Genomic DNA, 26,994 nt, shown 5'->3' with positions numbered 1-26,994 from the left:
TACATCGAAGCCTGCCACCGGACGCCAAAGCCCGCCCCGAACCCGACCGTCCGCCGTCGATCCGTCACGCGAGATCGCCTGCCCGGAGCTTGCGGACCTGCCGCCGCATCCCGTCGAAGATCGCATCCGCCACGTCCACCGGAAATTCCGCCGGGATCTGCGCCGCGGCTTCCGCGATCGCGGGTTCCGTGCGAGCGACGACGGCCGCCATCGCGGCGTGCACGTCGTCTTCGGTCAGGCCGACGCGCCGGCCCTGTGCGATCCAGTGGCGCGGCTGGATCTCGCCGATCACGTAGTGCCGGTTTTTCCCGCACACGGCCATCGCGAGCCGCGCGCGGCGCGGCGGAAGCTGGTTGCGGCGCGTGCCGATGATCGGATGCGCGGACAGCACGTCGTACAGCGGCGTGCTGCGGTACGTGTTGCCGGGCAGGTGCGCGATGCTGAAGTTCTTCGCATGCCCGTCGATCGCCGCCAGCACCCAGAACACAAGCTGCGCGACGAAGAAATTCATCCGGTCGGGCGCGGCGTCGGCCGAATTGGCGAGGATGCCCATGATCGTGTCGATGCCCGGGCCGCCGTCGGATTCGTATTTCGCGCCCGACGGCGTGCCGGTCGCCTGGCACATGTCCTCCTGCGGCAACCGCAGGATCCACGTGCGGTCGCGCGAAGCACGCCGGTCGAAGCGCTCGACGATCAACGCCTTCTGGTCGTCGAACCGGCCGATGTCGCACGCCGCGACCGGCAAGCCGTACGCGGCGACGAGCTTCGCGCACAGCCATTCGTTTTCGACGGACGTCCGCATGTCGGCCTGCATGTTCCCGACACGCCCGAGCGGCAGCTTGAAGATGTGCGTCGTCGGCGTGCTGCCCGACGGCCGCAGCCAGCGGTTTCCCTGGCGCAGCAATGCCGTCTTTTCCTGCGCCCCGGCAATCGACAGGCGCAGGTCGCCTTCCGGCTCCGCATGGCCGGGCAGCGGCGCGGCGGTCGCGTGGCGCAGCACCTCGGCGACGGCCGCATCGTCGAGCGTCACGCCGTCGATCGTCTCAAGATCGATGGGCATTTCGTCGGGCGGCAGCATCTGGATCGCGCCGACGCAATCGCGGCCGATCGACGCGAGCAGCTCGAACGGCGCCGTCGACCGGAGCCGGTAACGCTGCGCGATGCGGCGGCGAATCGGCTCGCTGTCCGGCAGCAGGTTGTCGAAATAATCGGCGACGATCGCGCCCTGGTGCGGCTGGTTGCCGGGCGTGAAGGGCAGCGACAGCGACAGCGGCCGCCCCTGTGGATCGTCGAGCCAGGCCGGCAGGTAGACGAGACGCTCGACGCCGCGCCGGACTTCCCAGTAGCCCACCGGAATGCCGTTCATCCACAGGTCGAGCCGGTCGTGACGGGCATGCGTGGCCATCGTCACCAGTCCTCCCGCTTCGAAACCCGTGGCTTGCCGGGTGTTGCCGTCGCGGGCCGCTTGCGCGCGGCGCCGGCCGCAGGCCGGGCTGGATTTTTGGCGGCCGTGGTGCCGCGCGCCGCATCCGGCTTGCGTTTGCTCGCGGCGGGTTGGCGGACCGCCGGCGCGGCATCGGCATCGGCATCGGCATCGGGCGCAGGATCGGCCGATGCCGCCGAAGCGTCCTGCGTGCCCAGCGCGAGCGTCATGCGCACGCCGAGTGTGTTCAGTACCTTGAAGAGCCGCTCGATGCTGACCGCCGACGGGTTGGCTTCGAGCTGCGCGTAGGATTGCTGCGTGACGCCCAGGCGGGCGGCCAATTGCGCCTGCGTGAGCCCCGCGGATTTCCGGAAGCCGACGAGTATCGGACGCAGTTGGGTCAGGGTCTGGACAGGAAAGGCCATCGGGCGCTCCGCGGAATGACAGGCGATCGTTTGTAATCGGAAAATACAATCTACAGCATGTATTGTCAAAATACAAATCAAAGGCTGTATTCAACAAAAACAAACGATAGCCTGTCAAACGGGCAACCCGCCGACCATCCCGCGGCAGCGCGTCACGCCGCCCGCAGCGGGTTCGCATGCGCGCTTCGCGCGCTTTCCGGATCGTCGTCGCCGAGCGGAATGAACGCCATGATCTCCAGGTCGTGTCCCGACAGCGCGGGCAACCGGAACGGGCTCGACAGCACGTTCAGCCGCCGCACGCCGAGCTCGCGCAGGATCTGCGAGCCGATTCCCGTCACGCGTCCGTCGCGGCGCGCATGGCCGGCCGGCATCCGCATCGCGTCGCCGCGCATGTCGCAGTCGAGCAGCACCGCGACCCCGCAGCCGGCCGCGTCGATCCGTTGCAGCGCGGCATGCAGCGGCCACGAATGCGCGGACGGCTCCGCATCGAGCAGGTCGAGCAGCGAATGGCATTCGTGCACGCGCGTCAGCACCGGCGTCGACGGATCGGGCTCGCCGCGCACGAGCGCGAGATGCGGCGCGCCGTGCACGGTGTCGCGATACTCGATCGCACGGAATTGCCCCCACGGCGTATGCAGCGGCCGCTCGCCGACGCGTTCGACGAGCGATTCGTGTTCGCGCCGGTAATGGATCAGGTCGGCAATGGTGCCGATCTTCAGCCCGTGATGCGCGGCGAACGCCTTCAGCTCGGGCAGCCGCGCCATCGTGCCGTCGTCGTTCATCACCTCGCAGATCACCGATGCGGGCGTGAGCCCCGCGAGCGCCGCGAGATCGCAGCCGGCCTCGGTGTGCCCCGCGCGCACGAGCACGCCGCCCGGGCGCGCGGCGATCGGGAACACGTGGCCCGGCTGGACGAGGTCGTCGGGGCGGGCGCCGGCCCGCACCGCCGCGCGAATCGTATGCGCGCGATCGGCCGCCGAAATGCCGGTCGTCACGCCTTCGGCCGCCTCGATGCTGACGGTGAACGCGGTGCCGAACGGCGTACCGTTGTGATCGGCCATCGGCGGCAGGCGCAACTGCTCGCAGCGCTCGGCGGTCAGCGTCAGGCAGATCAGCCCGCGCCCGAAGCGCGCCATGAAATTGATCGCTTCCGGCGTCACGTGATCGGCCGCGATCACGAGATCGCCTTCGTTCTCGCGATCCTCTTCGTCGACGAGCAGGACCATCCGGCCCGCACGCAGCTCGTCGACGATCTCCCGCGTGCCGGCGATGCTCATGGCGCCTCCGTCGCGTCGAACGCGCGGCGCAGCGCGTCGGCGCTGAAGGTCAGCACGCGGTCGGCCGCATCGATCGCGCCGAGCATGCTGGCGAAACCGTGAAGCTGGCCCGGCCAGCGCACGACGGTCACCGGTGTGCCGGCCTGTGCGAGACGCAACGCATACGCCTCGGCCTCGTCGCGCAGCGGATCGAATTCGGCGCTGACGATCGTCGCCGGCGCCGCGCCCGCGACGTCCGGCGCGGCAAGCGGGCTTGCAAGCGGCGATGCGCGATCGGTGCCGTCGTCGAAATAGTGGCGCTTGAACCAGCGCATCATGTCCGCTGTCAGGAAATAGCCGTTGCCGAGCGATTCGTACGACGGATGCTCGGTCGCGCAATCGACGACCGGATACAGCAGCAACTGGTGCGCGATCGCGATGCCCGAGCCGCGCAACTGCAGCGCGGCGACCGCCGCAAGATTGCCGCCGGCGCTGTCGCCGGCGACCGCCAGCGCGCCGGTGCGCGCGCCGAGATCGCGCGCGCTGGCAGCGGCCCAGCGCACGGCGTCGCATGCATCGTGCGCGGCGGCCGGGAAACGCGCCTCGGGCGCGAGCCGGTAGTCGACCGACAACACGAGCGTGCGCGCACGGGCCGCGAGGCTGCGGCACAGGTTCGCGTGCGAATCGATGCCGCACGCGACGAAGCCGCCGCCGTGGAAGAACACCGTCAGCGGCAAGGGCCCGTCGGCAGCGGGCCGATACAGCCGTGCGGACAACTGACGGCCCGATGCGGGAATCTGCCAGTCCTCTTCGGCGGCGACGGCATCGCCCGGGGCGAACGCGCCGCCGGCGGCGAGACTCGCGCGATACGCGGGAACGGTGAGCTGCGCGAAATCGATCGCGGGTGCCTGGGCGAACGCGGCGAGCAGCGCCTGCGCCTGTGGGTCGAGCGGCATGGGGACTCCTGTCTGAATCGGATGCGGTTTGAATCAGGTAAACCCGTGTCGCGGTTTTCCCTGAGTCCGTGCCGGACGCTTGCCGGCACGGCCTGACGGGCATTCCAGCGTAGCGGGCAGGGCGCCACATCATCCGATCGGACGATGGTCGGTTCGCCCGGATGGCCAATTCTCACCATTCAGTAAATCTCCCGATGACGCCGGAATTTAGACGCGTCTTAATCATGGCGGCGCGGTTGGGTCGCGTCGGAAACATGTCGTATGGAGGATGGAGCGTGCTGATGGAGACGAGATGGGCTCCGCAAGAGAGCCAGGCAACCAGTGACGAGGCCGACATCGGCGTCGCCGATTTCAGCGAGCTGATGGCGCGCATCTACCAGGGCCCGCTGGAAACGCCGCCGTGGGCGGGTGCGCTCGAGCTGGTTCGCCGGTTGCTGCAGGCCAACTACGTGACGCTGATCCTGCGCGCGGCCGCGAGCGACCGCCGCGCGCCGCTGTCCGTGCACGCATCGGAATACGGCCCGGTCGTGCCGGGTGACGGCGAAGCGTCGTACAACAACTACTACTATTCGCTCGATCCGTTCGTCGGCCTGCCGGCCGATCGCGTGGTCACGGTCGACGACGTGTTCGGCGACACGGGCTGGCTGTCGAGCGAACTGTACAAGCAGTTCCTGAAGCCGCAGGACGTGCGCTACATCCTCGGCGCGGATCTCCGCACGCCGTCGGGCGTCGAGTGCCGGTTCCGCGTATGCCGCAACCATGCTTCGAAACAGTTCTCCGCGCGCGACAAGGCGATCTGCGCGTTGCTGCTGCCGCACCTGAAGCGTGCGGTCGAGCTGCATTCGCGGCTCGACACGGCCGAAGTCGAGCGCTCGATCTACGCGAACGCGATCAACCGGATGCAGATCGGCACGATCACGCTCGACGAGAACGGCACGATCATCGACATGAACAGCGTCGCCGACGAAATCCTGAAGCAGAACAACGGCCTGACGATTGCGCGCGGCACGATCGAGGCGACCGACGCGCAGGAGAACCGCACGCTCAAGCGGCTGATCCGCCACGCGGTGATGGGGCACCACGGCACGGCCGCGGCGACCGTCGAGGCGATGCCGATCACGCGCAGCTTCGACAAGCCGCGCCTCGGGCTGCTGGTGCGCACGGTGCTGCTGTCCGACTGGTCGGAGGACAACAAGCGGCGGCCGGCCGTCACGCTGTTCCTGCGCGACCCCGACCGCAAGCCGCAGGGTGCGCAGGAAATCATCCGCAAGCTGTTCGACCTGACGCCGGCCGAGACGTCGCTCGCGCTGCTGCTGACGAACGGGCTGACGCTCGAGGAGGCCGCGGAGGAATCGGGGATCAGCAAGAACACGGCGCGCACGCACCTGCGCGCGATCTTCTCGAAGACGGGCGTCACGCGCCAGGCGACGCTCGTGCGAATTCTGCTCGGGAGCGTCGTGCCGCTCGGGTAAGCGGCAGCCGACGCCGATTCATCGGAACCGGCCGCATTCGTCCGGCGATACATCGGCAGCGATCGACGTGCCACGTGTCACGTGCCACGCCGTGGCGACGACATCACGCGAAAGCGGCTCGCACTCGCGCGAGCCGCTCCTTCATTCAGCGCAGCCGCTCGCGGAGACCGGATGCCCGACGCGGGCGCTGCCGGGCGCGTTCACGACCCGCGCGTGGAGCGACCCGCCCACGACGCCAGCGCCGGCCACTGCGCGTAACCGCGCCGGATGAAACCGGCGCCCGTGCGGATCACGAGCGCGCCGATCGCGAGCGCGGCCAGGTCGTCGAGACGGCCGAAACCGATCCGTGCCGCGCCCATCGCGAGCGCCGCCAGCAGCGACGCCAGCGCATCGGTCCGGACATGCCAGCCGCTCGCCTCGAGCAGCGCGGAGCCCGTCTCGCGCGCCTTGCGCAGCATCCAGTGCGACAGCGCGGCCTTGCCGGCGAGCGTGACGGCGACGAGCGCGAGCGTCGTCATGCCCGGCTGTACGACGGGCGGCGCAGCGAACCGGTTCGTCGCGTGCCAGATCATCTGCGCGCCGGTCGCCACGAGCAATGCGCCGAGGCCCGCGAGCGCAAGCGGCTCGCAGGTCGGGCGCCGTTCCGGCGGCAGGCGCGCGTCGAGCCGGCATGCAACGAGGATCAGCGCATCGGCTGCGAGATCGATCGCCGCGTGCGCGACGTCCGCGAGCAACCCCGACGAATGCGCGGACCATGCCGCGACCGTCTCGACGACGAGCAGCAGCAGGTTGATCGCAAGGCTGGCGGCGAGGGCACGGGACGTGGCCGCATAAACGTGGGGCGTGGCGCGCGACGTGCGCTGCATGGCGGATTCGTCTGTCGAAAGCGTGGGTCAGACCCGAACGCTACCGGGCAACGGTGGCAGATCAATGACAGGCGACGGTCGCGACGCGACCAGTCAGCGATGCGCATCCGGCGGTCTCCGCGGCCCACACAGATGCGAGACAAGTTGCCGGAGTGCGCCGGGTCGGCCGAACAGGCGCTCACCGGGCATCGCGATAGTGATCCCTGATGAATACGGGAAGATCGTTTGACGGTGGCGCGAAAGGCACCTGATACATCATGTCGCCGACAAATCCGCGGTGATAGGTGGCGTGATTGACGACATGCAGCACGATTTGCTCGCGGGTCATGACGCCTTCTCCTCCGCCAACAAACTCGAAATGAACGGCTTTCGCGAGATCCGCGTCCGACCAGGTGTCGACAAGATTGATGTACCAGCGGTCCATTTCCTGAACCGCTTTCCAAAGATCGGAAACGGCAGGCGTGTGGTCGGTGTTGCGCGAGGTATAGGTGTGCTTCTTTCCTTGCAGATGATGTCTGAAAATGTCGTCGACCACGTAGACATGATTCAAGGTATGCACCATGTTTCCGAACCGCGTCGGTCTCTGCCGAAGGGCTTCGCCAGCCGGCAGGTCCATCACGCTCTTGAACGTCAGTCCATTCGCCCAGGACTTGTAGCGCACCAGCATTCTTAAGGTGTCTGCCGCCGAGGCGGGCAGTGTGATGCGATCGGTGGTTACGGATGGAGCAATCGGGTTCTGCGGGGGGGCAGACATGCTGAACTCCTTGCGTGTTTTCGAGCGTCAGAACAGTGCTCAGGTTGATCCGGTGCTGTCGCGTCACGCCGGCAAGCAGTCTTGCGAGCAAGCTGTTCAGCGTATGGGGCGACCCGGACAGGCGTTACGTGCGCCAGCTCGCCCGAACATCAGGTTGCAGCTTTCTCGTTTGCCTTTTCAAAGGCCGTGGAGCCGGCCTTCGACATGCGTGCGAGTCTTGCCGCCGACCCAGATTTGGCCAGCCTCGTCGCGGGTCAAATGAATGCGGCCATGGCGGCCGAGGCGTGTCCCCTGGGCGGCGACATAGTCGTCCTCAACCACACCTGTCGCGAACAGCCACTGCGCCATTGAAGCATTGAGGCTTCCAGTAACTGGATCTTCGACGATAGCGCCCAGATGGTCGCTGAAGAAGGCGCGAACCTCGAAGGCCGCGTTGCCGCCTGTTGCATGAGGGCCAATAACGCCGACATCGATCCGGCCGGGCCAACTGCGGAGCGGATTGAGGGCAAGCACCGTCTCCGCCGATACCAGCCTGATGCCCAGCCATCCGGGGCCGTTGTCGATCCAGGCGGCATCGAGGACATCGCCCGATTCGATCCCCAGCAGTCGCCGAGCCTGATCCAATTCATCCTGCGTTGGCGCACCGGAGCGGATCAGCGGCGGGGCGGCGAAGGAAAGCCGCTCGTGATTGCGTCGGATCGGAACCAGCCCGGCGCCGCATTCCTGGACGATTTCCGCTTCGCTCTTCGGCACGCGGCCCGTCGAGAGCCACGCATGACAACTGCCGAGCGTCGGGTGCCCGGCAAAAGGCATCTCCCTGTCCAGCGTGAAGATCCTGACCCGGTAGTCAGCCTCAGGATGCGTGGGTGGCAAGAGAAAAGCGGTCTCGGACAGGTTGAACCACCGCGTCAACCGCTGCATGTCATCCGTTGCCAGGGCATCGGCACCGATAACGACCGCCAGCGGATTGCCCGAAAACGGCCCGGCGCCGAAGACATCGATCATATGGATCGCAAAAGTCATGACATCGCTCTTTCAATTCAGATCGGTTCGTGAGGGCGCCGACAAGCCGGGATATCAACGTTGCCAGGCAAGCAGCCGGACTCCCGCAACGGCGAACACCGCGGATAGCGTGCCTTCAATCCAGCGCCGGAGGCGGGTATACAGGGCGATCATCCGAGCGGTCGAGAAGAGGACCGCATAACCACCAAACACGATGACGGCGAGGAACGCGCAACCACCGATGATCGCCGGCAAGGTACCGCCGGGGGCGTGCTCCGGAAGCCCAAGTGACATGATTGCCATCCAGGCCAGAACCGCCTTCGGGTTTCCGATATGCATGAGAATGCCCTGGCGGTAGAGCCGCCGATAGCGAGGTGTCGAGCGTCCCGGTTCCATCTTCGCGAAGTCGGAGCCCGGTTTCAGCGCCGACCTGCCCGTGCGGAACGCCAGGTAGAGCAGGTAGACACCACCCACCATCTTGATGACGAAAAGCGCCTCGGCATAGGCCGCCAGCACGGCGGAAACGCCGGTCGCCGCCAGGATCGCCCAGAAGAGTGAGCCCGTGATGACGCCTGCCGCCAGAACGAGGGCAGGCAGGCGGCCGTCACGCATCGCTGTTCCCATGATCGCCATGTTGCTCGGCCCGGGGCTGGCGGTGGCGATGAGATAGGTGCCGTAGGCGAGTGCGATCTGACTGGCGATCATTCGAGTTTCTCCAGAGATGCGGGGCGTCTCCAGCGTTATGGCTGGAGGTCTCCGCGATGAACGATATGGATCTTGTTCCCGTCAGGGTCGCGCAGATACGCGCCGAAGTAGCCGTCACCGTAGCGGGGGCGTAACCCGGGTGCACCGTCGTCCGTCCCGCCGTGCTCAAGACCCTTCGCGTAGGCCGTGTTGACGGCTTCTTGCGACGGGGCCAGAAAGGCGACCATGCTGCCGTTGCCGATGGTCGCCGGCTCGCCATCGTAAGGAATGTAGACATAGAAGCGAGGCAGCGGCGTTTGACCGGTTACCCAGCAAAGCGCCGGAGGCCCGCCATCGGACGTGACGACGCGACGCTTCAGTCCGAGCGGAGCGAGTACCGCGTCATAGAAACGGCCTGCCCGCCCAAGATCACGCGCCCCAACAGTTACATGGCTGAACATTTGACTCTCCACGCGCCCGTCATGGCGATCAGGCGCCTCCAGAAATGCATGACTTCATCCAATCACATCGCGCATGTTACGCTTGTTGTTTATATAAATAGTGTCACGTGACACTAATATCTAGGCGGCGAACATGCTCCTGCAATCTCCCTGGTCACCACGGCTTGCCGACATCGAGGCGAATACCGCCGAGCGGTTGGTCCTCGCCCTGGCCGACGACATCGTCGAGGGGCGGCTGACGGGAGGCGACCGCCTGCCCGCTCATCGCGATCTCGCGTTGAAACTGGGGATTGGCCTTGGCACGGTGACGAAAGCCTATGCCGCGCTTGAACGGCGCGGCCTGACGCGCAGCATCAAGGGCCGGGGAACCTTCGTGGCGATTCGCCAGGCGCATCAGGATCGCCAGATCGACCTTTCGTCCAATGTGCCGCCAGCCATGCTCAACGCTCGCTTGCTGGCGCGAACATTGACGGGGATCGCACGCAAGATCGATGCGGACCACCTCAATCTCTATGCCCCGCCCGCTGGGCATATGGAGCACCGACGTGTGCTGGCTCGCTGGCTCGAAACGCTGGGCCTGATGGTGGAACCGTCGCATCTAGTGCTAACGAGCGGCGCCCGCCAGGCGCTATCGTTGGCGTTCGATCTTGCCTGCGGCTCGCAAGGGCTGCTTCTGACCGAGCGGATTACCTATCCTGGCGCGATCGCGCTGGCTCGGCGCAACGGATATCGGATGCAAGGCGTCGAGACCGACGCGCAAGGGATGGTGCCGGGGGCACTGGCGGACGCACTCGACGGCACCGCGTCGACCGGCAGCAAGGCGGTCTATCTCACGCCGACGCTGCACAACCCGACCACTGCGACGATGGGCACGGAACGAAGGCAGGCCATCGTGGATATTTGCCGCCGGGTGGGCGCGTGGATCATCGAGGACGGCGTCTATGCGTCGGCAGAGCCGGCTTCGCCACCGCTTGCGGCATTGGCGCCCGAGATCGCCTTTCATGTGAACGGACTGTCCAAATCGCTTGGCCCCGGTTTGCAGATCGGCGTGCTCGCGCTGCCGGCCGGACTCAACGACGCAGCGGAGGACGCGCTGCGGGACCTGCCAATGGCGCCGTCGCCGCTCTCTTGCGCAGTGGTTGAGGAATGGCTGGCCACCGACGTCATCTCCTCGATCCAGCGGGATCTGCACCATGAGGCGCGGCGTCGATCCAATCTGGCCATCTCTCTGCTCGGCGCGAGCGAACTGGTCTCGCATCCCGGCGCCTACAACGCCTGGCTGCCGATGGAGCGCGATGCTGCCAATCGTGTCGCATCCGTCGCTACAGCGATGCGTATCAAGTTGACCCCTCCGGAATCCATGATGGTGAACCCGGAAGATCGGGCGAGCGGGATCCGACTTTGCCTCGGCGGCCCGTCGTTCGACGATCTGACGGAAGCACTGACCCTTCTGGCAGGGCTGCTGAAGCAGCGCGCTTGACGCCACCGGGCGAGCACCGTACTGGCCGAGGGCCGCGCGCCGCATACCGGCGGGGACATACCGATATTCCACGATCTCGACATTATAGAAATAATGTCAAATCCATAAATCGACATAATTGTATTTTTAACGGTTTACGTTATATTTTTGACGAAATTGCCACCGAAACCAGCCATGTCCGATCTCGCCGCCGACGAATCCCGCCTGACCGCCGAAATCGAGCGCCTCAAGGCCGACTTCCCGAAAACCCGCGAGCTGTATCGCGAAGCCTGCGCGCTGCTGTTCTTCCGTTTCGGCATCACGCCCACCGCGAACCGCCTGTACCAGCTCGTTCGCAAGGGCAGCATGAGCACGCCGACGGCCGTGCTCGGCGAGTTCTGGGCCGAGTTGCGGGAAAAGAGCCGCGTCCGCATCGAGCATCCCGACCTGCCGGCCGATCTGCAGGCGGCCGCCGGCGAACTGGTCGCGGCGCTATGGAATCGGTCGAGCGCCGACGCAGCCGCCGCGCTCGACGCGTTGCGCACGGAAGTCGAAGCCGAACGAACGGCGGCGAAGGCGGAAGTCGCGGCGCTGCAGGCCGAGCTGGCCCGTACCGAAACCGCGCTGGAGCAACGCACGGCCGCGCTGCTGGCCGCGCAGGTGCGCATTCAGGAACTGGAGCAGGCGAGGGCGGCCGACGAAGCATCGCGGCAAGCGCTGCAAGCGGACATCGAGCGCCTGACGGCCGACAACGCGGAAGGCGACCGTGCACTCGCGCAGGCCCGCGCGGATTTCACCACCCAGCTCGACCGGTTACGCGATGACGCCGGCCGGGCCGAGGAACGCTTGCGTGCGTCGGAGAAGCGGGCGCTCCAGGAGATCGATCGAGAGCGGCTCGCCGCCGCGAGGCTGCAAAAGGAGCTCGATGCCGTGACATCGCGCACGGAGCAGCGCGATGCGCAGCAGCGGAAAGATGTTGCCGCGCTGCAGGCGCAACTGGGCGACGCGCTGCATCGATGCGGCGTGCTTCAGGGGCAGCTCGACGCCGCGCAGTCGACCGATGCGGCGCGCGGCAAGGAACTCGATGCACTGCGGCGCGAGATGACGGTGCTCGTGCGCCGCGCGCCGCTGCGTGGTGCCAAGGCGGGACCGGCCGCGCAACGGGACGAGCGACGGGCACGCACGCGAAAGCGTGCTGACGAAGCGCCGCGCTGACGGCGCGGCTGCGAGCGTGCATCAGCCAACGGCGATGCACACCAACCGCCGGCAAGCAGGCAAACGAGACGACTACACCCCCGATCGCCCACCCACCCAACGTTACCGGTCAACTTGCCATATACCGCGACGGCAGCGTCGGCTCCGGTGGACAAAATCAGTTCATGAGAACAACAAAATCGTGATCTGACGACTGGATTATTCCGACGGAGAAATGAGCTTGAACATCATGGATCAGGATATTCGGAATATGCCCTGTCGCTACCGTGATCGAGATATCGGTTTGCAACAGCTTCGCGCGTGGTTGGACAGCCAGGGAGCGCGTGTCGAGGCCCAAATTCCACGAGTTATGCGGAAGCTCGATGAATCGCCCGCGACGAAGCCGGGTCGTGCGTGTGACGCCGCGCGCGGCAACGCGGAGCGAGGAAAGGAAGGCCGGCACAACGTTTGGGGGCCCGGCGGGGATCGGGTAAAGTGCCGCTCAACATGCCGGATCGACGCCGCTAGACGACCGGTCTAATCGTTGCTAACATACGCCACCATGAATGCATCTTCGGGCGCCGAAGTCCGCCAGCACATCCTGAATATCGCCAAGCCGATCATGCTCCACAAGGGGTTTTCGGCGGTCGGCCTGAACGAGATTCTCGCTGCGGCGGGCATCCCGAAGGGCTCGTTCTACCATTACTTCGGCTCGAAAGAGGCATTCGGCGAAGCGCTGCTCGAAGCGTATTTCGACAGCTATCACGCGCATCTCGACAACCTGCTCAAGCATCAGGCCGGCACGGGGGCCGAGCGCCTGATGACGTACTGGCGCAACTGGCTGCACACGCAATGCGCAGACGATCCGCAAGGCAAGTGCCTCGCGGTGAAGCTTGGCGCGGAAGTGTCGGATCTGTCGGAAACGATGCGCGCGGTGCTGCGGCAGGGCACGAGCCAGATCATCGAGCGGCTCGCAGGCGGCATCGAGGCCGGACTGGCCGACGGCTCGCTGAGCGGGATCGCCGATCCGTCGCACACGGCCACGATCCTCTACGAGATGTGGCTGGGTGCGACGCTGCTGGAAAAGATTCACCGCGACCGCAAGCCGCTCGAAAGGGCGATGGTCGAAACGCGGCGCATGCTGAACCTGCCGCCGGCCGAGCATGGCGGCGCACAGTCGTAACCCGGGCGCGCATCGGCGCGCCTTGTTTTTGTCCTGACTCTAGACGACTGGTCTACTCAAGCAAGTATGACGAACGTGCCACGCCGCGTTACGCTGTTCCCCATTGTTTCAAGCGCCCGCACGCAGCCGCGACGGCCCGACCGCCGACGTTGCCGCATGCGGGCGTCTCCGCTGCTCCACCCTTGATCCGATCGTGCCCACGAAGCACGTCCATTCCTGTTGACGGAGGCTCACATGCCGCAAAGCAAGACCGCAAACCGCCAGATCGTCCTGAATTCGCGCCCGGTCGGCGCGCCGACGCCGGGCAACTTCCGCACCGAATCCGGTGCCGTGCCGACGCCCGGTGCCGGCCAGGTGCTGCTGCGCACGGTCTGGTTGTCGCTCGACCCGTACATGCGCGGCCGGATGAGCGATGCGCCGTCCTATGCGCCGCCGGCCCAACTCGGCCAGCCGATGGTCGGCGGCACCGTCAGCCAGGTCGTCTCGTCGAACCTGCCCGCGTTCAGCGAAGGCGACCTCGTGGTCGCGGGCGCCGGGTGGCAGGACTACGCGCTGTCCGACGGCCGCGACCTGATTCCGCTCGGCCGCGACGTCGCGCATCCGTCGTATGCACTCGGCGTGCTCGGCATGCCGGGCTTCACCGCCTACACGGGGCTGCTGAAAATCGGCGAGCCGAAGGCCGGCGAAACCGTGGTCGTCGCGGCGGCGAGCGGCGCGGTCGGCGCGGTGGTCGGCCAGATCGCCAAGCTGAAGGGCTGCCGCGTGATCGGTGTCGCGGGCGGCGCCGACAAGTGCGCCTACGTGACCGATACGCTCGGTTTCGACGCGTGCGTCGATCACCGCGACCCGGCATTCGCCGCGAAGCTGAAGGACGCATGCCCGAACGGCATCGACGTCTATTTCGAGAACGTCGGCGGGGCCGTGTTCGACGCGGTGTGGCCGCTGCTCAACGATCACGCGCGCGTGCCGGTGTGCGGGATCATCGCGCACTACAACGACGCGGCGTACGACGACACCGCGGTGTCGACCGGCCGCGATCGCGTGCCGGCACTGATGGGCACGATCCTGCGCAAGCGCATCCGGATGCAGGGTTTCATCATCCTCGACCACTATGCGACCGGTTATGCACCGTTCCTGAAGGAGATGAGCGAATGGGTCGCGCAGGGCAAGGTGAAGACGCTCGAGGACGTCGTCCCCGACCTGGCCGACGCGCCGGAAGCGCTGATCGGCTTGCTGGCCGGCAAGAACTTCGGCAAGGTCGTCGTGCGCGTGGGCCCGGACGAACTGGCCTGATACCGCGGCACGGCAAACCATGACGATTGCACGCTGGCGTCACGCGACGCCGGCTTGTGGCATGCTCGATTTCGATTCAAAAGGAGTGACAAGATGGCGCTACACGTGATTGCGTCCCTGTACCTGAAACCCGAACACGCGGAGGCCGCCGAAGCCGAGCTGCGCAGCATGGTCGCGAAGACGCGCGCCGAGCCGGGCAACCGGCGCTACGACCTGTTCCGCGAACAGGACGGTTCGCCCAACCTGCACCTGTACGAGGTCTACGATGACCAGGCCGCGTTCGACGCACACCTCGCGAGCCCGTATTTCGGCGAATTCCGCGTGAAATCGGCCGACTGGTTCGCGGCGCCGGCGGTCATCAAGGTGCTGTCCGGCATCGACGTGGCCGAGTAACGAAGCAGCACCCACGCCGCGGCCCGCTCCGCCCCGGGCCGCGCGGCAGCCGTCTCGCCCGGCAACGGCGAAGACAGCGACGAAATCGAAAACCCCGCGCGGCGCGCGATGCGCGTCGTTTCCCCAATACACCGGCCCCGGAGGCTGAATGGTCACCCTCAACATCAACGGCGAAACCCGCACGGTCGACGCCCCCGACGACATGCCCTTGCTCTGGGTGCTGCGCGACGTCGTCGGCCTCACCGGCACGAAATTCGGCTGCGGGATCGCGCAATGCGGCGCGTGCACCGTGCATCTCGACGGCGTCGCCGCGCGCTCGTGCGTGCTGCCGGTCGCGGCCGTCGCGGGCCGCAAGATCACGACGATCGAAGCCGTCGGCGCGACGCCGGCCGGCCACAAGGTCCAGCAGGCGTGGCGCGAGCTCGACGTCGTCCAGTGCGGCTACTGCCAGTCGGGGCAGGTGATGGCCGCCACCGCGCTGATCGCATCGAACCCGAACCCGAGCGATGCCGACATCGACGCGGCAATGGCCGGCAACATCTGCCGCTGCGGGACGTACAACCGGATTCGCGCGGCCGTGAAGCAAGCCGCGAAGGAGGCATGACATGTCGCGAGGACTGATCGAAGCAGGCAAGGTCGCTGGACAAGCCGCCGGCGCGGGCGTGTCGCGCCGCTCGTTCCTCAAGCTCGGCATGTCGCTGGGCGCGGCGGCGGGCGGTGGCCTGCTGCTCGGTTTCAGCCTGCCGGCGGCAGGCGACGATGCGCGCCGTTCGGTGATCGGTGGCGACGGCGATGAAACCGCGCGCGCAGGCGTGTTCGCACCGAACGCGTTCGTGCAGATCGACCGCGCCGGCAAGGTCACGCTGGTGATGCCGAAAGTCGAGATGGGGCAGGGCGTCTACACGGCGCTGCCGATGCTGATCGCCGAGGAACTCGAAGTGCCGCTGTCGAGCGTGACGCTCGACCATGCGCCGCCGAACGAGAAGCTCTTTCTCGATCCGCTGCTCGGCGGCCAGCTCACCGGCGGCTCGACGTCGGTACGCTACGCATGGGAGCCGCTGCGCCGCGCGGGCGCGACCGCGCGCACGCTGCTGGTCGCGGCCGCCGCGAAGCAATGGAACGTCGATCCGGCATCCTGCCGTGCGGTGAACGGCGAAGTGCAGCATCCGCCGAGCGGCCGGCGCGTGTCGTACGGCCAGCTCGCCGACGCCGCCGCGAAGCTGCCGGTGCCGAAGGACGTCGCGCTGAAGAAGCCGGCGGATTTCAAGCTGATCGGCACGCCCGCGAAGCGGCTCGATTCGCCGGAGAAGGTCGACGGCACCGCGCAGTTCGGGCTCGACGTGCGGCTGCCCGGCATGCTGTACGCGGTGATCGTGAACAGCCCGGTGTTCGGCGGTACGGTCGCGAGCATCGACGATACCGCCGCGAAGAAGATTCCGGGCGTGCGCCAGGTCGTGCGCGCGGACAACGCGGTCGCGGTCGTCGGCGATCACACCTGGGCCGCGAAGCGCGGCGCATCGGCGCTGGTCGTGAAGTGGAACGAAGGCGCGGGCGCGAAGGTATCGACGAAGGACATCGTCGCCGATCTCGCGCAGGCCGCGGCGAACGGCAAGGGTGCCGTCGCACGCAAGGACGGCGACGTCGGCAAGGGTTTCGCGGATGCGAAGACACGCATCGACGCCGTGTACGAGCAACCGCTCCTCGCGCACGCGACGATGGAGCCCGTGAACTGCACGGTGCACGTGCGCGCCGACGGCTGCGAGATCTGGGTCGGCACCCAGGTGCCGACGCGGGCGGTCGACACCGTGCAGAAGCTCACGAGCTTTCCGCCGGAGAGGATCGTCGTGCACAACCACCTGCTCGGCGGCGGCTTCGGCCGGCGACTCGAGACGGACATGATCGGCCAGGCTGTGAAGATCGCGAAGCAGGTCAACGCGCCGGTGAAGGTGATCTGGACGCGCGAGGAAGACATCCAGCACGACATGTACCGCCCGTACTACTACGACCGGATCTCGGCCGGCCTCGACGCGAACGGCAAGCCGATCGCGTGGCAGCACCGGATCGTCGGCTCGTCGATCCTCGCGCGCTTCGCGCCGCCCGCGTTCCAGCACGGCGTCGATCCCGACGCGGTCGAGGTGGCCACCGACCTGCCGTACGACCTGCCGAACCAGCTGATCGACTACGTGCGCCAGGAGCCGCGCCACGTACCGACCGCGTTCTGGCGCGGCGTCGGGCCGACGCGCAGCACGTTCGTCGTCGAGAGCTTCATCGACGAACTGGCCGCGCAGACCAAGACCGACCCCGTGCAATACCGCCGCGCGCTGCTCGGCAAGACGCCGCGCGCGCTCAACGTGCTCGACGTCGCGACGAAGGCGGCCGGCTGGGGCCCGTCGCTGCCGACGGGGCAAGGGCGCGGCGTATCCGTGATGCACGCGTTCGGCAGCTTCTTCTCGATCGTCATCGACGTCGCGGTGGATAACGGCGAGGTGCAGGTCAAGCGCGTCGTGTGCGCGGTCGATTGCGGCATGTCCGTCAACCCGAACACGATCGAGGCACAAGTGCAGGGCGGCATCATCTTCGGGATCACCGGCGCGCTGTACGGCGAGATCACGATCGAGGACGGCCGTGTCGTGCAGAGCAATTTCACCGATTACCGGATGCTGCGGATCAACGAGACACCGCCGATCGAGGTGCATCTGGTGAAAAGCGGCGAAGCGCCGGGCGGGATCGGCGAACCGGGCACGGCCGCGACGGCCGCGGCATTGTCGAACGCGATCTTCGCGGCGACCGGCAAGCGGCTGCGCAAGCTGCCGGTCGGCGACCAGCTGAAGACAGCATGAGGGGAGGCGACGATCATGCGAAACCTCACCCTGAATACGTTCCGTGCATCGCTGCTCGCGCTGTCCGCCATGCTGGCCGGCCCGGCCGCGCAGGCCGCGCAGACGGCACCGGCCGACAGCGCGCTCGTCGCGCGCGGCGCGTACCTCGCGAAAGCGGGCGACTGCGTCGCGTGCCACACCGCGCCGCGCGGCACGCCGTTCGCCGGCGGCCTGAAGATGGTCACGCCGATGGGCGCGATCTACACGACCAACATCACGCCCGATCCGGAAACGGGCATCGGCGGCTACACGGAAGCCGAGTTCGCCGGCGCGCTGCGCAAGGGCATCGCGAAGGACGGTCACAACCTGTATCCGGCGATGCCGTATCCGTCGTACGCGAAGCTGAAGGACGAGGACGTGAAGGCGCTGTACGCGTACTTCATGCACGGCGTCGAACCGGTGAAGCAGGCGAACCGGCCGTCCGACATCCCGTGGCCGCTCAACATGCGCTGGCCGCTCGCGTTGTGGAACATGGTGTTCCTCGACACGACGCCTTACGCGGACAAGCCGGCCAAGGACGCGATGTGGAACCGCGGCGCGTACCTCGTGCAGGGGCTCGGGCACTGCGGGTCGTGCCACACGCCGCGCGGCGTCGGCTTCCAGGAGAAGGCGCTCGACGAAGGCGGCGCGGCGTTCCTGTCGGGGGCGCCGATCGACAACTGGTTCGCCTCGAACCTGACCGGCGAGCCCAACACGGGGCTCGGCCGCTGGAACGAGGCCGAGGTCGCGCAGTTCCTGAAGACCGGCGCGAACCGCCATGCGACCGCGTTCGGTTCGATGGTCAGCGTGATCAACCACAGCACGCAGGCCCTCACGGACGACGATCTGGCGGCCATCTCCCGTTACCTGAAATCGCTGCCGGCGGCAGGCGGCACGGGCGCGCCGCCGTACCGCTACGATCCGAAGGCGACGCAGGTCGCGCTGGGCCGGCCGGCAGCCGATCCGGGCGCGAAGGTGTATAACGCTTACTGCCTGCATTGCCACGGCGCGGACGGGCGCGGCTACGCGCCGCTGCTCGCGCCGCTCGCCGGCAACCCGAACGTCCTCGAAGGCGATGCCGCGTCGCTGATCAACGTGACGCTGAACGGCAGCGAGACGCTCGTGATCGATGGCGTGCCGTCCGCGTATCCGATGCCGGCGTTCTCGAACCAGTTGAACGACCGGCAGATCGCCGACGTGCTGACCTTCATGCGCGCCGGCTGGAACAACGGCGCGCCGGCCGTGCAGGCGGCGGACGTCGCGAAACTCCGCAAGGCGACGGCGGCCGCGCGCTGAGCGCGGCGCCATGCGGAACGATGGCGGGCCGGCGTGCCTGCCGTCGACGCCGCCGGGTGCGTGCCTGCCCCGGCGGCCTGGCTTTTTCTGTCAACCGGCGCGCGGCCGTTCGCGGCAGCGCGCGTTTATCGACGCAATGTAGGGGTGTCTGGATGGCTAACGTGACTTATACGGATACGCAACTGCTGATCGACGGCGAATGGGTCGACGCCGCGAGCGGCAAGACGATCGACGTCGTGAACCCGGCGACCGGCAAGCCGATCGGCAAGGTCGCCCACGCGGGCATCGCCGATCTCGACCGCGCGCTCGCCGCCGCGCAACGCGGCTTCGAGGCGTGGCGCAAGGTGCCCGCGCACGAGCGCGCGGCGACGATGCGCAAGGCGGCCGCGCTGGTGCGCGAACGTGCCGACGCGATCGCGCAGCTGATGACGCAGGAGCAGGGCAAGCCGCTCACCGAGGCGCGCGTCGAAGTGCTGTCGGCGGCGGACATCATCGAATGGTTCGCGGACGAAGGCCGCCGCGTGTACGGCCGGATCGTGCCGCCGCGCAACCTCGGCGCGCAGCAGACCGTCGTGAAGGAGCCGGTCGGCCCGGTCGCCGCGTTCACGCCGTGGAATTTCCCGGTCAACCAGGTCGTGCGCAAGCTGAGCGCCGCGCTGGCGACCGGCTGCTCGTTCCTCGTGAAGGCGCCGGAAGAAACCCCGGCGTCGCCGGCCGCGCTGCTGCGCGCGTTCGTCGATGCAGGTGTGCCGTCCGGCGTGATCGGCCTCGTGTACGGCGATCCGGCGGAAATCTCGTCGTACCTGATCCCGCACCCGGTGATCCGCAAGGTCACGTTCACGGGTTCGACGCCGGTCGGCAAGCAGCTCGCCTCGTTGGCCGGCCTGCACATGAAGCGCGCGACGATGGAGCTGGGCGGTCACGCGCCGGTGATCGTCGCCGAGGACGCCGACGTCGCGCTCGCGGTGAAGGCCGCCGGCGGCGCGAAGTTCCGCAACGCGGGGCAGGTCTGCATTTCGCCGACGCGCTTTCTCGTGCACAACAGCATCCGCGACGAATTCACGCGCGCGCTGGTCAAGCATGCCGAAGGGCTGAAGGTCGGCAACGGCCTCGAGGAAGGCACGACGCTCGGTGCGCTCGCGAACCCGCGCCGGCTCACCGCGATGGCATCCGTCGTCGACAACGCGCGCAAGGTCGGCGCGCGCATCGAAACCGGCGGCGAGCGGATCGGCTCGGAAGGCAACTTCTTCGCGCCGACCGTGATCGCGGACGTGCCGCTCGAAGCGGACGTGTTCAACAACGAGCCGTTCGGCCCGGTCGCGGCGATCCGCGGTTTCGACAAGCTCGAAGACGCGATCGCGGAAGCGAACCGTCTGCCGTTCGGGCTCGCCGGCTACGCGTTCACGCGTTCGTTCGCGAACGTGCACCTGCTCACGCAGCGCCTCGAAGTCGGGATGCTGTGGATCAACCAGCCCGCGACGCCGTGGCCGGAAATGCCGTTCGGCGGCGTGAAGGACTCGGGCTACGGCTCGGAAGGCGGGCCGGAAGCGCTCGAACCGTACCTCGTCACGAAGTCGGTGACGGTGATGGCCGTCTGACGACCGTCTGACCGCCGACCGATCGCGTGCGCAGCGCCGCCGGCGTGGCGCGCGCGATCGGCGCGGGCCGGGCGGCACGCGCGTTGCGCACTGCGCAACGGCACGCCCGGTCTCCCGCCGACTTTCCCGCCGGCCGTGCATTCGCATGGCAACCTGACGGCAATTTCAATACGCGTACCACTGCGGACGGATTGTTTCGATTCCGTCATCGGCAGCACCACACGCCACACCACGCGACGCCCCTCGGTGAATGAGCGCCGGCACCCGGTGCCGGCCCGAGCGGAACACGATCCGCCCGACACCGCTCAGGTCACGTCGTACGCAACCCGGCAAGTCAGGACTGCACCTCGTACCCGGAAGTCGTACTTTTTGGTATAGGTTATTCAGAACAAACCATAACGACCGGTGCGTCAGCGCCGGGCCAATCTGAGAGGACACGGATGCATCCGCGGTCGGCAGCGCCGTACTACGTTGTGCTGGCGGGGACCTTGATAGCGTGCGCGCTGATGGGCCTCTGCGTGTTGCAGTTGTTCCAGAGCCGTCACGATGCGCTCGATCGCGCGCGAGAGACGTCGCGAAATCTGGCGCTCGTCGCCGAGCGCGACATCGAACGCAACATCGAGCTGTACGGCCTGTCGCTCGAGGCGGTGATCCAGGGCCTCCGGCGGCCGGACGTCATGGCCGCCCCGCCGGCCCTGCGGCGCGGCATCCTGTTCGATCACGCGATGACGGCGAATTTTCTCGGCTCGATGCTCGTGCTGGATTCCGCCGGCAACATCATCCTGGATTCGGCGAACGACGTGCCGCGCCACGGCAATTTCGGCGACCGCAAGTACTTTACGGTGCACCGCGACAATCCGGACGCCGGGCTTTACATCAGCGATCCCTTTGCGTCCCGCCTGCGCGGCGGCTCGCTCAGCGTCGCGCTGACGCGCCGCGTGTCGAACCCGGACGGCTCGTTCGCCGGCATTGCAATGATCGCGGTCAATCTCGAGTATTTCCACACGCTGTTCGCCGGCCTCGCGCTCGGCTCGCACGGCGCGATTTCGCTGATCGGCACGAACGGCATCATGTTCATGCGCCAGCCGTTCGACGTGCGCACCATCGGTCGCGACATCAGCAAGGCGCCGACGTTTCGCCACTTCATGACGGCACCGGAAGGCTCGTTCGTCGAGACCTCGACGATCGACAACGTGCGCCGCCTGTACTACTTCAAGACGCTGCCGCACCTGCCGCTGATCATCATGGTCGCCGAGGCGGAGCAGGACATCTACGCCGCGTGGCGGCACCGGGCCATCACGATCGGCGCGCTGGTCGCCACCTTCGGCGCGGCGTTCATCGTGCTGTCCTTCATGCTGGGCTCGCAGCTGCGGCGCAGGATGCGCGCCGAATCCGAGCTGGTCATGCTCGCGCGCACCGACGGCCTCACCGGGCTCAACAATCGCCGCTCGTTCGGGGAGGTGCTGGATCTCGAATGGCGCCGCGCGCGCCGTGCCCGATCGGTGTTTTCGCTGCTGTTCGTCGACGTCGATCGCTTCAAGGCCTACAACGACACGTATGGCCACCAGGCCGGCGACGACGCGCTGGCGGCGGTCGCACGGTGCATCGGCGACAACATCCGGCGCCCGGCGGACACCGCGGCCCGCTATGGCGGCGAGGAGTTCGTCGTGATCCTGCCCGATACGCCGGCGACGGGTGCGACGGAGATCGCCGAAAGGATTCGTGCTGCCATCGACGGACTGGCGATCGAACATGCGGAAAGCGAATTCGGGCGCGTCACCGCGAGCATCGGCGTGGCAAGCTGGGCGCCCGGGCAGGAAGGGGAGGTCGAGTCGGTGATCAAGGCAGCCGACGAGGCGTTGTACGTCGCGAAGGAAACGGGGCGAAACAAGGTCGCGTCGTGTGGTGCGGCCACCTGACGCCTCCGCCGGCACCCATCGCCCGCGACCGGTGGCGGGCGCGCGGTACGACGCTCAATGCCGGCCGCTGCCGCGATAGCTTTCCACTTCCGCGTCATACGCCGCCAGAAACGCCTTGCCGAACACCGACGCGAAATCGTCCTCGATCGCGAACACCGTGTCGCGATGAGTCGCCGCGTAGCGATCCCACATCCTCGCCTTGTACAGCACGGGCACGCGCTTCTCGTACCAGCGCATCGCGTCGTCGCGCTCGCGCAGGCGCTGCGGTGAAAAGCGCGTCAGCAGGTCCATCAACGCCGCGCGCATGCCGGCGACCATGCCGATCTGGTGCGCGTGCAGATCCTGGAACGCGTCGCTGACCGCGCTCTGCGGCGACATGAAACCCGGCAGCGGCAGCCCGAACATCTGCCGCAGCACGGCGCCGCCGTCGGGCAGCAGCTTCAGCGGATTGTTCTCGCGATCGAGCAGCATCGTCATGTGCGCCTTCACCTCGCGCTTCAGGATGCTGCGCGACGACAGCAGCTCGACCGTGCCGTTCGCGAACAGCGCCAGCAACTGGCCCGCGATGTACAGCTGCTCGGCCGACCACTGATGCGATTCGGCCGCGGTGTCGAGCCCCGCGCCTTCGAAGAACGCGCTCAGCAGTTCGTCGGGGGTCGGCGCGCGCGCCGCATGCGGCGACGGTTCGTCGGCCGGCCGCGTATCGGTGTGCGCGGCGGCCGGTTGCACGCGCACGTGCTGCGCCCACTCGGGCGCGTGATCCGCCTGCGTCGCGGATGATGCGTCGCGAGCCGCGTTGCCGCGATCGGCGTGCGCCGCCGTGCCCGCTGCGCCGAGGTCGCCCGACGACTGCGCGAACAGGTCGAGCGGATCGGTCGACAGCTGGTGCAGGTCGCGCTGCGAAGGCGCGGGCGGTGCGGCCTGCTGCGCCGCGCCCGCACCTGCGGGGCCGCCTGGCCGCGTAGCGGCGTCCGCCGCCTTGCCGCGCGGCGCGAGACGATCCTGGAGGAGCCCCCACAGCCGGTTGCCGGCGCCTTTCGTATCGACACGCGATGACGACGGTTGCGCGGGCGCCGCTGCCGCCCGGGCCTGCGCTTGCGCCGGCATATCGACACGCGTGCCGGAATCGGTCTCCATGTCGATGACCGGTGCATGGCCACCATCGACGCCGTCGCCGCCGTCGTCACGATCGGCGCGCAGCACGTACGGCCCGATGCGAATGATGTCGCCGGTGTTGAGCGCGCGCTCCTGCGCATAACCGACCGGCTCGCGGTTCACCTCGATCGTCGAGACGCTGCTCAGGTTCTTCAGCAGGCAGGCGTCGTCGCCCACCTGCAGCAGCGCCTGAAGCCGCGAAATCTGCCGCGTGTCGTCGCGCAACACGAGATGGTTGTCGCTGGCCCGGCCGATGGTGCCGCCCGGCGGATGAAACACGACGGCGTCGTAGGAGTCGTTTTCGACCGGCTCGCCGGCATGTTCGATCACGATCAGTTGCATGTCATACGTCGCTCGGTGAAGTGCTCGCGCGCAGGCCGGTTCGTTCAGGACGACGACGCATGCCTGCGGCGCGCGAATTCGAACGCAGGCCCCCAGATCGGATGTCCCTTCTCCGCAGGGGACAAGTCGAAGCGCGGGTTGAGGTCGAGAATTTTCGAGAACTCGGCGCGGCACGGCGTGATGCGGTTCGTCACGCAATAGCTGAACGCGAGGAGCTTGTGCGCGGCAACCTGCGTGTCGGTGTCGGCGCCGTCGATTTCCTTCGCGTGGCTCAGCAGCGCGATCGTGCGCCCGTAGTCGCCGCTGTCGTACGCGGCGCGCGCGCTGTCGACCGTCGCGCGTGCAGCCGACTGGGTCGGGGACGTACTGCACCCGCCGGCCCCCAGCAACAATGCGCCGAGGAAAAGAACGAGCGATGAACGACCTTTCATTATTGAAATTAAGAATTGGTGTAATTGGAAGGTGCCACACAAGCGCTGTTGGATTCTAGTGCCAATCATCGGCGCCGAATCGCCTGTTACGTTTTGTTTCATTTCGCCATTCCATTTCCACCTGAATACAGAATCGACTACGAATTTCAGTGCTTGTGAATCCGGAAAAACGGCCTATAGTTCGCTGTGTTTTTCGGATTCGTCAGTTGTTTGGTCAGCGCACGTCAATGCACGAAAAAACGGGCCGTCCGTTCGTGCGAAACGAATAGCCTGGCACACCGTCAGCGCCGCGAGCGTTCGTTGCCCGGTGGCCGGCCGGCTTGCGCCCGAGCCCATCCGACAGGTGTCCACGCCACAGAACCGGGCCGCGACGGCGAACCGGTCGGATTGATTTTTGCCATTAATTCATCAACCCCAATTCTCAATTGACCACCATCTCGCCAAATCGACTTTCAAAATCCATGAATGATATGACCCGGCTTTTTACAAGAACAATTTGCCGATGCGGATTGCGATAGATGGATATACGGATTACACAATTACCGATCAATTAATTGTCCCTTTTTCAATCGGATCAACCGGTTTCGCGGTCGAAAACCGGCGAACGGCTATTGGGTGGCGAGGGTGGAATATGCAATGGCGGTCGAGCAGTTTCATCGTATGGGGATGCGTGATGCTGTTGCCGGGATGCGGCGCGACGGAGCACGCCGCGGCGGTGCCGTATGCGATCACGGTCGACGTTGCACCCGACGTCAACCCTGACCCGAACCGCAAGCCTGCGCCGATCGTGCTGAAGGTGTTCCAGCTTCGCGCGGCATCGTCGTTCGACAGCGCGGATTTCTTCTCGCTGCAGGACAAGCCGGAGAACGTGCTCGGCACGGACCTGCTCGGCACCGATCGCGTGATCCTGCGGCCGGGCGAGTCGCGCACGCTGCACTATCGCGGCAACGTCGAGGCCGGCGCGATCGGCGTGGTCGCCGAATACCGGATGCTCGAAAAGAACCGCTGGCGGCTGACGGTGCCGCTGCCGCGCGCGAAGCAGCTCAATCTCTACAAGTTCTGGCAGACGTCGCCGGGCGAGCTGAAGCTGTCGATCGCGGTGCGCAACGGCGGCCTCGCGCTGAACGATGCGAAGGGGCGCCCATGACCGAACCGACGATGTCCGCGACACCGGTCGCGGCGCTCCGCCAGCGGGTGGTGTGGACCGAGGGGATGTTCCTGCGGCCGCAGCATTTCCAGCAGCTCGAACGGCACTGGGAACGCTACGTCGCGCTGCGCTGCCTCCCGCTGCAAGGCTTCTTCTGGGGCTTCGACACGCTGGAGCTCGACCGCGAGCAACTGGCGCTCGGCAAGGTCGCGCTGCGCACCGCGTCGGGCGTGATGCGCGACGGCACGCCGTTCGACCTGTCCCATCCGGACGATCTTCCCGAACCGCTCGACGTGCCGGCCGACGCAAAGGACCAGCTCGTCGTGCTCGCGCTGCCGTTGTGGCGCGGCGGCGGCGAGGAGGTGTCGTTCGGTGCAGGCGGAGGCCATGCCGCGAGCGGCTCGAACGGTACGAGCGGCACGAACGGCGGCGCCGATGTCGCGCGCTACGTCGTGCGCGAATACGAAGTGGCCGACGCGAACGCGGTCGCGCTCGGTCCCGCACTGCTGCAGACGGGGCGCCTGAACGTGCGGCTGATGCTCGAAGCCGAACTGACCGGCGACTGGCACGCACTCGGCGTCGCCCGGATCGTCGAGCGGCGCACCGATGCGCGGCTGCTCGTCGACGACGGCTACATCCCGCCGCGCCTCGTCGCGCAGCACGACGCCGTGCTGCTGGCCTACGCGCGCGAGCTGCACGGGCTGCTCACGCAACGCAGCGAAGCGCTCGCGGAACGGCTGTCGGAGCCCGGGCGCGGCGGCGTGTCGGAAGTCGCGGACTTCCTGCTGCTGCAGCTCGTGAACCGCTATCTCGCGCTGACCTGGCATGCGCAGCAGCACGTGTCGACGCATCCGGAGGCGCTGTTCTGCGACTGGCTGAAGCTCGCGTGCGACCTGAGCACGTTCACGGCGGCCGGCCGGCGCCCGCAGTCGCTCGCCGTCTACGTGCACGACGACCTGCGCACGAGCTTCGCGGAACTGATGACCGAACTGCGGCGGTCGCTGTCGACGGTGCTCGAGCAAAACGCGATCCAGATCGAGCTGCGCGATGCGGGCAACGGCATCCGCGTCGCGACGCTGGCCGACCCGGTGCTGCGCGACACGGCCGGCTTCGTGCTCGCGGTGCGCGCGGACGTACCGGCCGACAGCCTGCGCGCGCGTTTTCCCGCGCAGGCCAAGCTCGGGCCGGTCGAGCGGATCCGCGATCTCGTGCAACTGCAACTGCCGGGCATCACGATGCGCCAGTTGCCGGTCGCGCCGCGGCAGATCCCGTATCACGCGGGCCATACGTACTTCGAGATCGACAGGGGCAGCGACCTGTGGAAGCAGCTGGCGCGCTCCGGCGGTCTCGCTTTTCATTTCGCCGGCGAATTCCCTGGACTCTCGATGGAGTTCTGGGCGATACGCGGGTGAGGGCGGGGCGACGCG

24 protein-coding genes are annotated in these 26,994 nt (G+C 67.2%); 13 read left to right on the top strand and 11 right to left on the bottom strand.

From position 1 onward, the window contains the following. Positions 1-64: 64 nt before the first annotated feature. The 4 genes from APZ15_RS31805 to APZ15_RS31790 all read right to left on the bottom strand — a co-directional run bounded on the left by APZ15_RS31805 (position 65) and on the right by APZ15_RS31790 (position 4,060). A complete protein-coding gene (locus APZ15_RS31805) occupies positions 65-1,405 on the bottom strand; it encodes a type II toxin-antitoxin system HipA family toxin (protein WP_027791588.1) in 1,341 nt (446 codons plus the stop codon). Positions 1,406-1,407: 2 nt separating this feature from the next. Next, complete coding sequence (locus APZ15_RS31800; RefSeq protein ID WP_027791589.1) at positions 1,408-1,848, bottom strand: helix-turn-helix domain-containing protein; 441 nt, start codon at positions 1,846-1,848, stop codon at positions 1,408-1,410. A 152-nt stretch (positions 1,849-2,000) separates the two neighbouring features. Continuing rightward, the gene (gene ribBA / locus APZ15_RS31795) at positions 2,001-3,125 is read right to left on the bottom strand and encodes a bifunctional 3,4-dihydroxy-2-butanone-4-phosphate synthase/GTP cyclohydrolase II (RefSeq protein WP_027791590.1); all 1,125 of its coding nucleotides are present in this window, start codon (positions 3,123-3,125) and stop codon (positions 2,001-2,003) included. Next, positions 3,122-4,060 (bottom strand): alpha/beta hydrolase, encoded by a 939-nt coding sequence (locus tag APZ15_RS31790; protein ID WP_027791591.1) that lies wholly within the window; start codon positions 4,058-4,060, stop codon positions 3,122-3,124. Before APZ15_RS31790 ends, ribBA begins: the two co-directional genes overlap by 4 nt. 281 nt (positions 4,061-4,341) lie before the next feature. Here APZ15_RS31790 and APZ15_RS31785 point away from each other — a divergent pair, with 281 nt between their 5' ends. Then, the gene (locus APZ15_RS31785) at positions 4,342-5,532 is read left to right on the top strand and encodes a helix-turn-helix transcriptional regulator (RefSeq protein ID WP_021162732.1); all 1,191 of its coding nucleotides are present in this window, start codon (positions 4,342-4,344) and stop codon (positions 5,530-5,532) included. A gap of 200 nt (positions 5,533-5,732) precedes the next feature. On the opposite strand, the gene APZ15_RS31780 is transcribed toward APZ15_RS31785, so the two are convergent. The 5 genes from APZ15_RS31780 to APZ15_RS31760 form a co-directional block, all read right to left on the bottom strand. Next, complete coding sequence (locus tag APZ15_RS31780; protein ID WP_027791593.1) at positions 5,733-6,398, bottom strand: cation diffusion facilitator family transporter; 666 nt, start codon at positions 6,396-6,398, stop codon at positions 5,733-5,735. A 178-nt stretch (positions 6,399-6,576) separates the two neighbouring features. Next, complete coding sequence (locus APZ15_RS31775) at positions 6,577-7,152, bottom strand: DinB family protein (RefSeq protein WP_027791594.1); 576 nt, start codon at positions 7,150-7,152, stop codon at positions 6,577-6,579. 177 nt (positions 7,153-7,329) lie between these two features. Further along, positions 7,330-8,175: a PhzF family phenazine biosynthesis protein gene (locus APZ15_RS31770; RefSeq protein ID WP_027791595.1), complete on the bottom strand. Its 846-nt coding sequence runs from the start codon at positions 8,173-8,175 to the stop codon at positions 7,330-7,332. Between the two features lie 54 nt (positions 8,176-8,229). Beyond that, positions 8,230-8,859, bottom strand: a complete 630-nt coding sequence (locus APZ15_RS31765; RefSeq protein WP_027791596.1) for a LysE family translocator — start codon at positions 8,857-8,859, stop codon at positions 8,230-8,232. Between the two features lie 35 nt (positions 8,860-8,894). Continuing rightward, complete coding sequence (locus APZ15_RS31760; protein WP_027791597.1) at positions 8,895-9,299, bottom strand: VOC family protein; 405 nt, start codon at positions 9,297-9,299, stop codon at positions 8,895-8,897. A 133-nt stretch (positions 9,300-9,432) separates the two neighbouring features. Between APZ15_RS31760 and APZ15_RS31755 the strand changes: the two genes are divergently transcribed. The 10 genes from APZ15_RS31755 to APZ15_RS31710 all read left to right on the top strand — a co-directional run bounded on the left by APZ15_RS31755 (position 9,433) and on the right by APZ15_RS31710 (position 22,492). Then, the gene (locus APZ15_RS31755; RefSeq protein WP_027791598.1) at positions 9,433-10,779 is read left to right on the top strand and encodes an aminotransferase-like domain-containing protein; all 1,347 of its coding nucleotides are present in this window, start codon (positions 9,433-9,435) and stop codon (positions 10,777-10,779) included. 174 nt (positions 10,780-10,953) lie between these two features. Then, positions 10,954-11,973: a DNA-binding protein gene (locus APZ15_RS31750; RefSeq protein ID WP_027791599.1), complete on the top strand. Its 1,020-nt coding sequence runs from the start codon at positions 10,954-10,956 to the stop codon at positions 11,971-11,973. 541 nt (positions 11,974-12,514) lie between these two features. Continuing rightward, positions 12,515-13,135: a TetR/AcrR family transcriptional regulator gene (locus APZ15_RS31745; protein WP_027791600.1), complete on the top strand. Its 621-nt coding sequence runs from the start codon at positions 12,515-12,517 to the stop codon at positions 13,133-13,135. 234 nt (positions 13,136-13,369) lie between these two features. Continuing rightward, the gene (locus APZ15_RS31740) at positions 13,370-14,428 is read left to right on the top strand and encodes an NADP-dependent oxidoreductase (protein ID WP_027791601.1); all 1,059 of its coding nucleotides are present in this window, start codon (positions 13,370-13,372) and stop codon (positions 14,426-14,428) included. A 93-nt stretch (positions 14,429-14,521) separates the two neighbouring features. Further along, on the top strand, positions 14,522-14,821 hold the full coding sequence (locus APZ15_RS31735; RefSeq protein WP_027791602.1) for a putative quinol monooxygenase: 300 nt from the start codon (positions 14,522-14,524) through the stop codon (positions 14,819-14,821). 148 nt (positions 14,822-14,969) lie between these two features. Beyond that, positions 14,970-15,425, top strand: coding sequence for a (2Fe-2S)-binding protein (locus APZ15_RS31730; protein ID WP_021162722.1), 456 nt, complete (start codon positions 14,970-14,972; stop codon positions 15,423-15,425). Position 15,426: 1 nt separating this feature from the next. Next, the gene (locus APZ15_RS31725; protein ID WP_027791603.1) at positions 15,427-17,661 is read left to right on the top strand and encodes a xanthine dehydrogenase family protein molybdopterin-binding subunit; all 2,235 of its coding nucleotides are present in this window, start codon (positions 15,427-15,429) and stop codon (positions 17,659-17,661) included. Between the two features lie 15 nt (positions 17,662-17,676). After that, positions 17,677-18,975, top strand: coding sequence for a c-type cytochrome (locus APZ15_RS31720; protein WP_049096276.1), 1,299 nt, complete (start codon positions 17,677-17,679; stop codon positions 18,973-18,975). Positions 18,976-19,127: 152 nt separating this feature from the next. Then, complete coding sequence (locus tag APZ15_RS31715) at positions 19,128-20,573, top strand: NAD-dependent succinate-semialdehyde dehydrogenase (protein ID WP_027791605.1); 1,446 nt, start codon at positions 19,128-19,130, stop codon at positions 20,571-20,573. Between the two features lie 440 nt (positions 20,574-21,013). After that, positions 21,014-22,492, top strand: coding sequence for a sensor domain-containing diguanylate cyclase (locus APZ15_RS31710; RefSeq protein WP_027791606.1), 1,479 nt, complete (start codon positions 21,014-21,016; stop codon positions 22,490-22,492). Positions 22,493-22,546: 54 nt separating this feature from the next. On the opposite strand, the gene tagH is transcribed toward APZ15_RS31710, so the two are convergent. Together tagH and APZ15_RS31700 are read right to left on the bottom strand one after the other, a co-directional pair. After that, on the bottom strand, positions 22,547-23,989 hold the full coding sequence (tagH, locus tag APZ15_RS31705; protein WP_027791607.1) for a type VI secretion system-associated FHA domain protein TagH: 1,443 nt from the start codon (positions 23,987-23,989) through the stop codon (positions 22,547-22,549). A 44-nt stretch (positions 23,990-24,033) separates the two neighbouring features. Then, positions 24,034-24,420 (bottom strand): TssQ family T6SS-associated lipoprotein, encoded by a 387-nt coding sequence (locus tag APZ15_RS31700; protein ID WP_027791608.1) that lies wholly within the window; start codon positions 24,418-24,420, stop codon positions 24,034-24,036. Between the two features lie 631 nt (positions 24,421-25,051). On the opposite strand from APZ15_RS31700, the gene tssJ reads away from it, so the two are divergent. Together tssJ and tssK are read left to right on the top strand one after the other, a co-directional pair. Then, positions 25,052-25,567, top strand: a complete 516-nt coding sequence (gene tssJ, locus APZ15_RS31695) for a type VI secretion system lipoprotein TssJ (RefSeq protein ID WP_027791609.1) — start codon at positions 25,052-25,054, stop codon at positions 25,565-25,567. Continuing rightward, positions 25,564-26,979 carry a type VI secretion system baseplate subunit TssK gene (gene tssK, locus APZ15_RS31690; RefSeq protein ID WP_027791610.1) on the top strand — a complete coding sequence of 472 codons (1,416 nt, stop codon included), beginning with the start codon at positions 25,564-25,566 and terminating at the stop codon, positions 26,977-26,979. The genes tssJ and tssK overlap by 4 nt, the downstream gene beginning before the upstream one ends. Positions 26,980-26,994: the final 15 nt, after the last annotated feature.

This window comes from Burkholderia cepacia ATCC 25416, from assembly GCF_001411495.1.
Lineage (GTDB): Bacteria > Pseudomonadota > Gammaproteobacteria > Burkholderiales > Burkholderiaceae > Burkholderia > Burkholderia cepacia.
This window is presented reverse-complemented; position numbering and strand designations above follow the sequence as displayed.